This window comes from Algoriphagus sp., from assembly GCF_024305035.1.
Taxonomy (GTDB): Bacteria; Bacteroidota; Bacteroidia; order Cytophagales; family Cyclobacteriaceae; genus Algoriphagus.
This window is the reverse complement of sequence record NZ_JAMWZB010000011.1, coordinates 1-11786: the sequence shown is the minus strand read 5'-3', so window position 1 is coordinate 11786 and position 11786 is coordinate 1. Positions and strand designations below refer to the sequence as shown.

12 protein-coding genes are annotated in these 11786 nt (G+C 41.1%); 9 read left to right on the top strand and 3 right to left on the bottom strand.

What is annotated here, in order from left to right:
* Positions 1-13 precede the first annotated feature (13 nt).
* The 9 genes from Q0L00_RS07650 (at position 14) to Q0L00_RS07610 (ending at position 8694) form a co-directional block, all read left to right on the top strand.
* Complete coding sequence (locus Q0L00_RS07650) at positions 14-1192, top strand: acetyl-CoA C-acyltransferase (protein WP_297336387.1); 1179 nt, start codon at positions 14-16, stop codon at positions 1190-1192.
* 42 nt (positions 1193-1234) lie between these two features.
* Positions 1235-2323 (top strand): toxin-antitoxin system YwqK family antitoxin, encoded by a 1089-nt coding sequence (locus Q0L00_RS07645; RefSeq protein WP_297336286.1) that lies wholly within the window; start codon positions 1235-1237, stop codon positions 2321-2323.
* Between the two features lie 59 nt (positions 2324-2382).
* On the top strand, positions 2383-3324 hold the full coding sequence (locus Q0L00_RS07640) for a phosphoribosylaminoimidazolesuccinocarboxamide synthase (RefSeq protein WP_297336285.1): 942 nt from the start codon (positions 2383-2385) through the stop codon (positions 3322-3324).
* 9 nt (positions 3325-3333) lie between these two features.
* Positions 3334-3708, top strand: coding sequence for an STAS domain-containing protein (locus Q0L00_RS07635; protein WP_297336284.1), 375 nt, complete (start codon positions 3334-3336; stop codon positions 3706-3708).
* Positions 3705-4622, top strand: a complete 918-nt coding sequence (locus Q0L00_RS07630) for a ribonuclease Z (protein ID WP_297336283.1) — start codon at positions 3705-3707, stop codon at positions 4620-4622. Before Q0L00_RS07635 ends, Q0L00_RS07630 begins: the two co-directional genes overlap by 4 nt.
* Positions 4619-5410, top strand: a complete 792-nt coding sequence (locus Q0L00_RS07625) for a queuosine precursor transporter (RefSeq protein WP_297336282.1) — start codon at positions 4619-4621, stop codon at positions 5408-5410. The genes Q0L00_RS07630 and Q0L00_RS07625 overlap by 4 nt, the downstream gene beginning before the upstream one ends.
* Before the next feature lie 250 nt (positions 5411-5660).
* Entirely contained in the window at positions 5661-7427 is a 1767-nt protein-coding gene (locus tag Q0L00_RS07620) for a DEAD/DEAH box helicase (protein WP_297336281.1), read from the top strand.
* An 83-nt stretch (positions 7428-7510) separates the two neighbouring features.
* Positions 7511-8215: an RsmE family RNA methyltransferase gene (locus tag Q0L00_RS07615; protein ID WP_297336280.1), complete on the top strand. Its 705-nt coding sequence runs from the start codon at positions 7511-7513 to the stop codon at positions 8213-8215.
* A 125-nt stretch (positions 8216-8340) separates the two neighbouring features.
* A complete protein-coding gene (locus tag Q0L00_RS07610; RefSeq protein WP_297336279.1) occupies positions 8341-8694 on the top strand; it encodes a MerR family transcriptional regulator in 354 nt (117 codons plus the stop codon).
* A gap of 474 nt (positions 8695-9168) precedes the next feature.
* Here Q0L00_RS07610 and Q0L00_RS07605 read toward each other — a convergent pair whose 3' ends face one another.
* The 3 genes from Q0L00_RS07605 to Q0L00_RS07595 form a co-directional block, all read right to left on the bottom strand.
* Positions 9169-9720 carry a PepSY-associated TM helix domain-containing protein gene (locus Q0L00_RS07605; protein ID WP_297336278.1) on the bottom strand — a complete coding sequence of 184 codons (552 nt, stop codon included), beginning with the start codon at positions 9718-9720 and terminating at the stop codon, positions 9169-9171.
* 7 nt (positions 9721-9727) lie between these two features.
* Positions 9728-10576, bottom strand: coding sequence for a hydroxymethylglutaryl-CoA lyase (locus Q0L00_RS07600; protein WP_297336277.1), 849 nt, complete (start codon positions 10574-10576; stop codon positions 9728-9730).
* A 332-nt stretch (positions 10577-10908) separates the two neighbouring features.
* Entirely contained in the window at positions 10909-11415 is a 507-nt protein-coding gene (locus Q0L00_RS07595; RefSeq protein ID WP_297336276.1) for a hypothetical protein, read from the bottom strand.
* Positions 11416-11786 lie beyond the last annotated feature (371 nt).

Genomic DNA, 11786 nt, shown 5'->3' with positions numbered 1-11786 from the left:
CCAACTAAACATGATTAAAGAAGTATACATCGTATCTGCTGTCCGCACCCCACTGGGTAGCTTCGGAGGGAAACTTTCCGGACTGACCGCAGTGGAGCTGGGAAGTATAGCCATCAAAGGAGCTTTGCAAAAATCCGGAGTTAAACCGGAGCAAGTTCAGGAGGTTTTTATGGGAAATGTAATTTCGTCAAACTTAGGCCAAGCCCCAGCTAGACAAGCTTCTATTGGTGCGGGTATTGGATATGAAGTTCCCTGTACTACGGTAAACAAAGTTTGCGCCTCTGGAATGAAGGCTGTGATGTTTGGGGCCCAGTCCATTATGCTGGGCATCAATGAGGTCGTCGTAGCAGGCGGAATGGAAAGCATGTCCAACGTGCCATTTTATGTACCCAAAGCCCGATTTGGATATAAATATGGCCATGCGGAATTTGTGGATGGACTAGTTAAAGATGGACTTTTTGAAGTCTATCATAAATTCCCCATGGGCAATTGTGCCGACAATACCGCCCGAGAAATGAATATCAGTAGAGAAGAGCAGGACAACTACGCCATTCAATCCTACCAGCGCTCGGCGGATGCATGGGCAAAAGGAAATTTCAACGATGAAGTGATTCCGGTAGAACTGAAGGGGCGAAAAGGGGAAACTATTTTAATTGATGAGGATGAAGAATACAAAAACGTGATATTTGAAAAGATCCCTTCCCTTCGTCCTGTTTTTGATCAAGAAGGAACAGTTACTGCGGCCAATGCTTCCACCATGAATGATGGAGCCTCTGCCTTGGTGTTGGTCAGCAAGGAAAAAGCCGAAGAACTGGGTTTAAAACCTTTAGCAAAAATCCGAGGGTTTGCCGATGCGGCAAAAGACCCGCTTTGGTTTACTACCGCCCCTGCTTTAGCCATACCAAAAGCGATCAAACATGCAGGCTTGACATCCGAGGAAATTGATTTTTATGAAATTAATGAGGCTTTTTCTGCAGTGGCGCTTGCCAATCAAAAGGAATTGAATCTTGATCCAGCCAAACTAAATGTTTATGGCGGTGCAGTTTCTTTAGGTCATCCGCTTGGAGCCTCAGGAGCACGTATTATTGCTACGCTCAACTCGGTTTTGCATCAGCAAAACGGAAAAATAGGGGTAGCCGGAATCTGTAATGGCGGTGGCGGGGCTTCAGCCATTGTGATCGAAAAGTTATAAATCTAAATTTATCCGCGGCATATTTTGTCGCGGATCTCTTCTATGAAAAAGTTTAGTATCGGCATCCTTGCTCTTTTTGTTTGCCTGCCACTCGCGGCCCAGGATACGATCCGGACTTATTATGATGAGCAACAGGAGTTACTCAAAGAAATCTACGTTCGAATTAACGGGAAAGCAGAAGGTGAAGTCAGACGCTTTAGTGAAGACGGAAAACTCGTGCAAATCGGCCAACTTAAAAACGATCAGCGCCATGGCCTTTTTATAGATTTGGATCCTTCCAACGGCGATACGATACGGATAATTCCATTTTTAGAAAATCAGCGGAACGGGATTAGTAAAAGTTATTATTCTGGTGGGCAAATCCAACAGGAACTCACCTTTGTCGATAATCAAATTCAAGGCAAAGTCACCACCTATCATCCCAATGGGAAGGTAAAAGACCAAACATTTTTCACGAACGATCGACCCGACGGACTGAGCCAATCTTTTCATGAAAATGGCCAAATCAGCCGAAAAGTGAATTATCGCGAGGGGGAGTTTGATGGATCGATGGAAACATTTGATAAAAATGGAAACAAACTGAGTTCGGGTACCTATAAAAGGGGCGTTTTGGATGGGCAAGAACTACAATATTTCTCCGATGGAGAATTAAAATCCTCCATTGAATATTCAAATGGAGAATTGAACGGAAATCTTTTAATCTACCATCCCAATCGAAATAAAGCCCGAGTGGGTACCTATAAAAAAGGAGAAGCGGATGGTGAGATTATGGAGTATTTTGAGGACGGTAGTCTGAGATCAGCCATAACTTATAAAAAAGGGATTCCCCAAGGGCCCCTCCTTATCTACCATCCAAATGGAAAAATTTCCCTCAAACGGGAATTTATGGAAGGTACCGACATTGTCAGTAAGGAATCCTATTTCTACCCCAACGAACAAGTCTTCCAGATCTTAACTTACTCAGCTGGAATTTTGGAGGGAGAGGTCAAAATGTATCGGGAAAATGGCATACTACAGGAGATTCGTCACTATAAAAATGGCCGATTGGATGGTGTTCGTCAGTTTTTTGATGAAGAAGGTAAGTTGAATCGAGAAGAAATGTACCAGATGGGCAAGAAAATTGACAAATAATCCACTCCTCAAAAGCATTAAGGCAAAGCTTTTCCTATTTTTGCCAAAAATCACAACAAATGAGTCAAGCGATAAAGGAAACACAATTCAATTTTCCCGGTCAGATAAGCTTTTACAAGGGGAAAGTGAGGGATGTGTACATCTTTGATAAGGAATTAGCCGTGGTGGCTTCCGATCGGATTTCTGCTTTTGATGTGGTTTTGCCACGCGCGATTCCGTTTAAAGGTCAGGTGCTCAATCAAATTGCAGCAAAGTTTCTCCAAGCAACTTCTGATATTGTACCCAATTGGGTGACATCAGTACCGGATCCAAATGTAACAATCGGAAAAAGATGTGAGCCTTTCAAAGTAGAAATGGTCATTCGTGGCTATCTTTCAGGCCATGCTGCCCGAGAATATAAGGCTGGAAAAAGATCAATATGTGGAGTTGCCATGCCCGAGGGTATGATCGAAAATGACCGCTTTCCCGAACCGATCATTACCCCGACGACCAAAGCCTCAGAAGGGCATGATGAGGACATTTCCAAGGAACAAATTTTGGCTCAAAGAATTGTAAGCCCCTCAGATTACCAAATTCTAGAAAACTATACCCGAGCACTTTTTGCAAGAGGTCAGCAAATGGCCGCCGAAAAAGGGCTGATTTTAGTGGATACCAAATATGAATTTGGAAAATTGGGTACTGAAATTTACCTGATAGACGAAATCCATACCCCAGATTCCTCTCGCTATTTCTATGCGGAGGGCTATGAGGAAAATCAAAAAAATAACCTTCCCCAAAAGCAACTTTCCAAAGAATTTGTTCGACAATGGTTAATTTCAAATGGTTTTCAAGGAAAAGAAGGACAGGAAATACCTGAAATGACCGATGAAATTGTAGAAAGCATTTCGGATCGCTATATTGAACTTTTCGAAAAAATCACTGGAGAGAAGTTTCAAAAAGCACCAACAGAACAAATCGAAAAAAGGATAGAAAATGCTGTTTTATCCCATCTCGCTAAGTAAAATAAGACTATGAAATACAGTATAGATAAAAAAGAACAATACGTTGTTTTTACTCCCATGGAGGAGAAATTGGATTCCATTTTGGCTCCGGCCCTAAAATCTGAGCTATTGACCGTTCATGCCGAAGGCTATTCCAACTTAGTTTTGGATATGAGCCAGGTGAAATATGTGGATTCATCCGGATTGAGTGCCCTTTTGGTCGGAGACCGGGAGTTCGGCAAAAACGGAGGGATTTTTCTAATCTCTGGAATTCAGAATCATGTCATGAAGCTCTTGAAGATTTCCATGCTGGACAAAAAATTGAATTTGGTAAACAATCTGGAGGAAGCGGGTGAAGCGATCTTCATCCATGAAATCGAAAACGGAGAAGAAGAGGAAGATTGAAAACAGATTTTGAGGTAACCGTCTTGGGAAACACATCCTCTATTCCTGTACACGGAAGAAATCATACCGCACAGGTGCTTCGCCACGGTCAATCTCATTTGCTGATTGATTGTGGCGAAGGTACCCAAATGCAGTTGAGGAAATACCACATCAAAACCTCCAAAATCAACCACATCTTTATTTCCCACCTTCATGGAGACCATTATTTGGGCTTAGTGGGATTGCTTTCAAGCTATGGCTTAACCAAGCGAAAAAATCCTCTTTTTTTATACGGTCCCAAAGGACTGGATGAAATCATCACGACGCATTTTAAGTGGAGCAACAATCGTCTGAGTTTTCGATTGCATTTCATTCAAACCAAAGATGAGGGTTTGAATCTGGTAGCTGACCTCCCTCATTTGAAGGTTTACAGTTTCCCGCTTACCCATCGAGTTCCCACGACGGGGTTTCTTTTTCGAGAAAAACCGGGGTTTAGAAACCTGATCAAAGAAAAACTTCTAAAAGAAAAACTTCCGCTTGAGGCCATCCAAACCTTACGAAACGGAATGGACTACATTGGTCCTGATGGCTCTTTTTACCCAGTAAAGGAATATTGCCATCCCAAAGCCCCCGTGCGTGCCTATGCGTATTGCTCAGATACGATTTTCAAGCCCGAAATTTCCGAATATATCCAACAGGTGGATTTGCTTTATCATGAATCTACGTTTATGCAGGCAGATCTAGACCGAGCCAAAACTACTTTCCATTCTACTGCAATGCAAGCAGCGGAAATAGCCAAAATCTCACAGGTCAAAAATCTGTTACTCGGCCATTTCTCCTCACGCTATGGGGTATTAGATGACCTTTTGGCAGAGGCCAAAACAGTTTTCGAAAACGTAATGTTGTCAGAAGAAGGAAAAACCTATCCCTTATGAGCCTGGTCAATCAAAGCAGAAAAACCAATTTATTCATCATCTTGGGTGGGATTTTTCTAACCAATGCAATTTTAGCAGAGATCATCGGGGTAAAAATATTTTCGGCAGAAAAATCACTCGGCTTTGAACCTGTCAACTGGCTTTTCTTTGGAGAATACCTTTTGGATTTCAACCTGACTGCAGGGGCGGTAATTTGGCCCGTAGTTTTTATTACCACCGATATTATCAATGAATACTTTGGAAAAAAAGGAGTTCGTCAAATTAGCTTCTTAACCGCAGGACTAATCGCCTATTCATTTATAGTCATCAGCTTGGTGACTTTATTGACACCGGCAGATTTTTGGCTAGAAGTCAACTCAGAGGGACCGGATGGAACTCCCTTTAATATCAGTTTTGCCTTCAACACGATTTTCCGTCAAGGACTTGGAATTATCCTAGGCTCACTGACCGCTTTTTTACTTGGACAACTGATCGATGTTTACGTTTTTCAAAAACTAAGAGCCGTAACTGGAGCCAAAATGATCTGGCTCAGAGCCACAGGATCCACCCTGGTTTCTCAATTTATTGATTCTTTTGTGGTCTTGGGGATAGCCTTTTACGTTTTTGGCAATTGGAGTATAGAACAGATTATTGCCGTAGGAATCATTAATTACATTTATAAATTTTTAGTAGCTATCATCCTTACTCCCCTACTCTATCTGGGGCACGGTCTCATTGATCGGTATTTGGGACAAGAGCTCGCTGAAAACATGATGAAAGAAGCTTCTTCTGACCGTTCGTTTATTTGAAAAAAATGAGATAAGGAAATGTATTAACACTTCTCTTTAACAAAGTAAGCCAAATATATTTTGCTAAAATCCCAATATTTATACAGAATGTTTTAAAATTATTGAACCAATATTAGGATTTCAAAATATCTATCTTTACTTTTGCACCGTCAATAAGACATAGAACATTTTTCTGAGCCGTGAAATCCTTACTGTCGCTTGTCGTGGGATATTGCAAAGGAGTACAGGGCAAGAAAAGTAAGGAAACATCATGGATACAAACACAAAATTCTCAGACCTGGGGATTTCAAACGAAATCTTACAGGCAGTGGAAGCGATGGGTTATACTCAACCTTCCCCCATTCAATCACAAGCTATTCCTTTCGTATTAGAAGGTAGAGATGTCATCGGACAGGCTCAAACTGGTACTGGAAAAACCGCAGCTTTTGGAATTCCGATCATTCAACTCGTAGATCCGGATTTTAACAAGCCACAAGCAATTATCCTTTGCCCTACTCGTGAACTAGCAGTTCAAGTAGAAGGTGAAATTCAAAAATTAGCCAAATTCTACAGAAAGATTAATTCTGTTGCCATTTACGGAGGTGAATCTATCGACAAGCAGATTCGTGTTCTTAAAAAAGGCGTTCAAATCGTAGTAGGAACTCCGGGACGTGTTCAAGACCACATCAACCGTGGAACCTTAAAATTGAATGACGCAGGCATTATTGTACTGGACGAAGCAGATGAAATGTTAGACATGGGTTTCCGGGATGATATCGAAGCCATTCTTCAGGAAATGCCGGAAGAAAGACAAACCGTCTTCTTCTCTGCGACCATGGCCAAGCCGATATTGGACTTGACTAGAAAATATCAAAAAGATCCTCACATCATCAAAGTAGCCAAAAATGAATTGACTGTCGAGCGAATCGATCAAGTCTATTATGAGGTGAAACCCTCGCTCAAAATGGAGTTGATGGCTCGTTTGATGACCGTTAATAATTACGCTCTATCCGTAGTTTTCTGTAATACCAAACGTATGACTGATGAGGTAACCGAAAACTTAGGCTCTAGAGGAATTGCTGCCGAAGCGCTTCATGGAGATCTTTCCCAAGCTCAGCGTGACAAGGTCATGGGTAAATTCAGAAAAGGAATCTGTACCGTACTGGTTGCCACTGATGTGGCTGCACGAGGAATAGATGTAGACAATGTGGAAGCGGTATTCAACTTTGATCTGCCTTTGGACGAAGAATATTACGTACACCGAATTGGCAGAACCGGAAGAGCTGGAAAATCAGGAACCGCGATCAATTTTGTCACTGGCAGAAGAGATGGATTTAAGATTAAGGATTTAGAGAGGTTTACTAAAGCCACGATCAATAAAATGGATCCACCCTCAGTATCTGAATTGCTTGATCTTAAAAAAGCCCAGCTGGTCAAAGATGTTTATCGTCAATTAGGTAAAGAAGAGGACAATCAGATTTTTGAAGAAACCATCGGTCAAATGCTCACCGAAGGCTTGACCATAGAGCAAATTGCTTTGGGGCTTCTTAAAATGAACATGGGTGATGCCGTAAAAGAAATGCGAGACCAAGACTTTGGACTCCCAAGCTTCCAAGATCGAAGAAGAGAAGGTGGACGTGAAGGAGGAAGAGAACGAGGAGGCAGATTTGAACGTGGAAGCAGTAGAGGTGAACGAAGCGATCGAGGCGGAAGCGATCGATTTGGCAGAGGAGAAGGAAGACGCGGAGGAGAATCCGGTAGAGACCGGGGCGGAAGAAGGCCTGAACGAGTTCGTGAAGCAAACATGGCCCGACTATTCCTCAATTTAGGTAAAAAAGACAGGATCCGTCCAAATGACATCGTAGGAGCTATCGCCGGAGAGGCAGGCATTCCAGGTGGGAGCATTGGAGGAATTGATATTTATGACAACTTTTCTTTTGTAGATGTGCCTCAGAAAGATGCCGATCACGTCATCCGCACCATGAAGCACAACACCATCAAAGGGAAATCGGTCAACATGGAAATTTCAAAAGGTTGATTTTAGGTTAAGGTTAATTTGATTAAAAGCACAATTCTTCATCGAATTGTGCTTTTTTTGTGTGGAAGTAAATTCAAATTAGCATGCCCCTTTTTTTCCAAGAAAACTGTTCCCCACCCATCATTGAGCTCAATCCCGAGGAGTCTAAACATTTGGTGAGGGTTCTAAGAAAAAGTACCGGAGATGAGGTTCAAGTGACCGATGGATTGGGAAAACTTTATTTTTGCCTCATAGATCAGGCAGATCAAAAAAGAACCAGGCTCCTGGTAAAGTCCGAGGAAGAAGTCCCCCGTCCACCTTACCAAATCAATCTGGTCATCTCCCCTACCAAAAGTCCGGATCGAATGGAATGGATGGTAGAAAAAATCACTGAAATCGGTTTTGATAAGCTTTATCTCATGAGAAGTGAAAACTCTGAACGAAGCTTTTTGAAAACAGACCGTTTGGAAAAAAAAGTGATCGCAGCATGCAAGCAAAGTTTACAATTTCATAAACCGGAGATTGAAACGGATTGGACTTTTGAGCAAGTTATCCACTCAAAAGAATTTTCTGGATTTCAGAAATTTATCGCCTTTGTGGATGAAAATCACCCAAACCATCTCTTGGATTTGGCAAAACCCAAGCAAAATTACCTCATGCTAATCGGGCCGGAAGGAGACTTTACACCCAAAGAAATTCAAGCGGCAACTGCTATGGGTTTTGCTCCCGTTTCTCTTGGAAAAAACAGACTCCGAACTGAAACAGCAGGACTTTCAGCCGTGCAAATGCTTCAGATTTTGAATCGTTAATTTTGACCAAATCACTCAAATCTTCTTTTCAATTGATAAAAGTAAAAGCGCAATTTCCTATTTTTAACAAGGATTGGCTTCAATTCTGCTTTTAATCATTTTTATTCATCAAATCAGTTTTAGCTGTGCCGTACAAAGAACGAGAAATTGAAAAAAAATACCATTCCATTGGAGAGGTTGCCCAACAATTTAAAGTAGCACCATCGCTAATTCGCTATTGGGAAGGGGAATTTGATATCATCAGGCCCAAAAAAGACAGAAAAGGAAATCGTCGATACACCAAAGATGACATTCAAAAAATTCGGTATATCTACCATTTAGTCAAGGAGAAAGGTTATACCTTAGACGGGGCAAGGGAGGTAATTGCCCAAGGTAAAGACCAGGGATTTGATAAGGTCCAAGCCGTACAAAAACTACAGGAAATCAAGGATTTTTTAATCAAGATTCGAGAGGGAATCAATACACAATCTGGAGCTTGAACCAATCAGAGGAAACTTCTCTTGATATCGAACACCCAAAGGGTTTGGAAAACAGTAAATCCATTACCAATCTTCTCTAAAGAAGAAAAACAATTCCAAATTTAATCCAAATGCTGTGCTCTAGTATTCAAGGAAAATCCAATTTCAGCTAAATTGTCAGAATAGTTGGGATTTGGAACAAAATCAGCAGATTAAGAAAACAGAAGCTTTTATGCCATCAACATGATATTTCTGAAGGATTGAACAAACCCGGTGAAGCGAAAGGAAAACCAAGGCGTATTGTCAGCCCAAAAGAGGGAGAATCAGAAGTGATTTTAAGCTTTCCCCAGAACGTGCGGCATGCGGAATGGGTTAAACTTCTACGATTCCAGAATTCCTTGAAAAGGAATCTCCCAAAAAGAATATTTCAGATTGAAGAGGACCTCAAATTCTTATCTGGGAAAAAGTCAGAATGGATCGTTTAGCCAAAACCCTCTATTTCTCCTTTAGTTTTCGAATAAGTTTCGGGTAATACCAAAGATAAAAACCACTAAAACTCATCAAAATCAAGCCCAGTGCCGTTAGTGTAGAATAGGTTAGCTTAGCGCTTTCATTACCCGAAGTATAAAAATCCAAAATGCTTCCATCATGAACTTTTTCAATCCAGTCCGAATGCCGTGTTTCCACAGAAAGCACCTTACCTGAATACCCATCCAACTGCACCTCCGTAAAATGATGTTTAAAGGTCACCTTCACGACCCCTTTATCAGGACGGATATCCAGTCGATCCACCTCAGGGTCCATGCCACGATTTTTCATTTCTTGCTCTCCGAAGGCAACCATTTGCGAAGGTGAAATCCAAGTCCCCTCGATTATCTCAGTGTTCATCGTAGGCGGTAATAATTCCGCTTTCTTTTTCCAAGCCAATAAAATTGAAGTAATCCCAATAAGGAAAAAGAAAACAATCAGTGGCAATCCCAGCCATTTATGAAGATTGCGGTACCAACGAATCGCTTTTACTTTGGTTTGAATTCTGGATGTACTCATTATCTTTTTACAAAAAAATGGAGTTGGAAAGCTTTATTGCCTCGTTTAGTTCCAAGGCATTTAACCCCAACCGATATCCTTCTTTTTCCAAAGTCTCGATCATGACCTCGGTTGCCATATTCCCTACTAGTTCATCTTTAGCCATCGGGCATCCTCCAAAACCCTTGAGTGCACCATCAAACCTTCTACACCCCCCTTTAAGCCCTGCAAGCAATTTTTCCTGGACATCCTCCATTCTACTGTGAAGATGAGCGCCAAAGGTTATCTGTGGGAAAGCAGCAATTTGAACTTCAAAGAGTTCGGTAATTAAGTTTGGAGTAGCTACCCCGATGGTATCACTCAGGGAAATGGTTTTGATTTCTAATTCGTCCAATTTCTGAACAAATTCAGCCACCAATTCAGGAGAAAATGGATCACCATATGGATTACCAAACCCCATACTGAGGTAAACTACCTGCTCTTTCCCTCGGGTTTGACAGAGATTTTGGATAGTTTCTACCGTTTCTAAAGCCTGTGCAATGCTTGCTTTGGTATTTCGCTGCTGAAAAGTCTCAGAAACAGAAAGCGGAAAACCCAAGTAGTCGATTTCGGGAAATTGTACCGCATCCTCTGCTCCACGAATATTGGCAACAATTGCCAGAAGCTTGGATTTTGCCCGATGTAGGTCCAGCATTTCTAGGACCTCGGCCGTATCCCGCATTTGGGGTATAGCCTTTGGGCTGACAAAACTTCCAAAATCAATGGTATGAAAACCTACCTCGAGCAACTGGTTGATGTAAGCTGCTTTGATGGCCGTATCAATAAAATCGGGAAGCCCTTGCATTGCATCCCGTGGGCATTCGATTAACTGGATCATCCTCAAAATTACTCAGAAAAGCTAAGAATCTACTTTTTTTAGGATGTGCGGTTAGTTTTTGACCCGGATCCGATCAGCGAAACTCTGCCTTCAATAAAAAGCGAAAAGGAAGCGTGATTTCAGAAGGTACAGGCTAACCATTTTCTGTTGCTGGATTCCAAGAGTGTAGAAAATCCTCGGTCGCCCGAATCGCTTCTATGACTAAAGAAGAATGATTTTGTCCAGGATTCCAATACTCTTCAAGATCCGATTCTTTGGATGGCTACGTGCATTTGGTTTCCTCAAAAAAATAAACCCCAAAATCTTTCTATTTTCTGGGGTTCATTTATGGTTCAATCCTTTAATCGCTTCAAAAGAATCTCATTGGGAATAGGCGAAGGCTCCTTAGGAATGTTTCGCTGCTTTTTTGTGATCACCCTCAACCCATTCCTTGAATTGTCTAGAAGTGTCAATAAAATTTCTTTTTCGTTTAAAGCCGCAAGCTTATATCTAAATGCATTATTTTCATAAGAGACTAATACATCTGGCTTTTGGTCATAGGAAGGAAACGCTGTAAATGCTTTTGGATTTTCTAAGGAAGCCTCAATTTTTATTTCCTTCTTTGTGGTTTTCTCGAAATAATAAAACTCAAAGAATAAAACTTCTGTCTCACCAGTTGATAAACCTCCTAATTGATTTAGAGAAAAGGAAGGTTCATGAGTAATAACAGCTTTAATTTCATATTCTTTTGTAGAACTTTCCCATTTACCAATAAATGGAACAAATTGACTATCTACCCCTTTATTTTGTGCAATTGAAACAATTGGAAGCAATAAAAATATTAAAATTAGATTTTTCATAGAATGTTAATTTATTTGTTAACAACCCGAGGTTTGTTAATCCAACTTTAAGGACAGGATTGAGTTACTTTTAAGGCTTACTGATTCATAAACATGATTTTATTCTCTATTTTTTTCAATTTCCTCATCTCTCTTTCCACATTGACAATAAACACGAACTAAATTAGGGCATCCTCCCCCATTCTCCTTGGAGGTTGCGGATACACTCGATTTTTACCTAAAAGTTATGCCATTGGGGTATCACATCTTTTTCCTGGGCCTCAACCATTTCAGGCTTTGAAATGGAATCGCTCACTTCAAAGAAATAGTTTTCAAAGTATCCACCCCACCAAGTACATCTTTCATAGTTCCCCTACCAGCTGTAGGTTTGC

What these genes read in the sequence shown, in the direction of transcription:
- Q0L00_RS07645 (WP_297336286.1), top strand. Translation starts at nt 1,235, where the DNA reads ATGAAAAAGTTTAGTATCGGCATCCTTGCTCTTTTTGTTTGCCTGCCA.
- Q0L00_RS07640 (WP_297336285.1), top strand. Translation starts at nt 2,383, where the DNA reads ATGAGTCAAGCGATAAAGGAAACACAATTCAATTTTCCCGGTCAGATA.
- Q0L00_RS07615 (WP_297336280.1), top strand. Translation starts at nt 7,511, where the DNA reads ATGCCCCTTTTTTTCCAAGAAAACTGTTCCCCACCCATCATTGAGCTC.
- Q0L00_RS07600 (WP_297336277.1), bottom strand. Translation starts at nt 10,576, where the DNA reads ATGATCCAGTTAATCGAATGCCCACGGGATGCAATGCAAGGGCTTCCC.
- Q0L00_RS07620 (WP_297336281.1), top strand. Translation starts at nt 5,661, where the DNA reads ATGGATACAAACACAAAATTCTCAGACCTGGGGATTTCAAACGAAATC.
- Q0L00_RS07635 (WP_297336284.1), top strand. Translation starts at nt 3,334, where the DNA reads ATGAAATACAGTATAGATAAAAAAGAACAATACGTTGTTTTTACTCCC.
- Q0L00_RS07605 (WP_297336278.1), bottom strand. Translation starts at nt 9,720, where the DNA reads ATGAGTACATCCAGAATTCAAACCAAAGTAAAAGCGATTCGTTGGTAC.
- Q0L00_RS07595 (WP_297336276.1), bottom strand. Translation starts at nt 11,415, where the DNA reads ATGAAAAATCTAATTTTAATATTTTTATTGCTTCCAATTGTTTCAATT.
- Q0L00_RS07625 (WP_297336282.1), top strand. Translation starts at nt 4,619, where the DNA reads ATGAGCCTGGTCAATCAAAGCAGAAAAACCAATTTATTCATCATCTTG.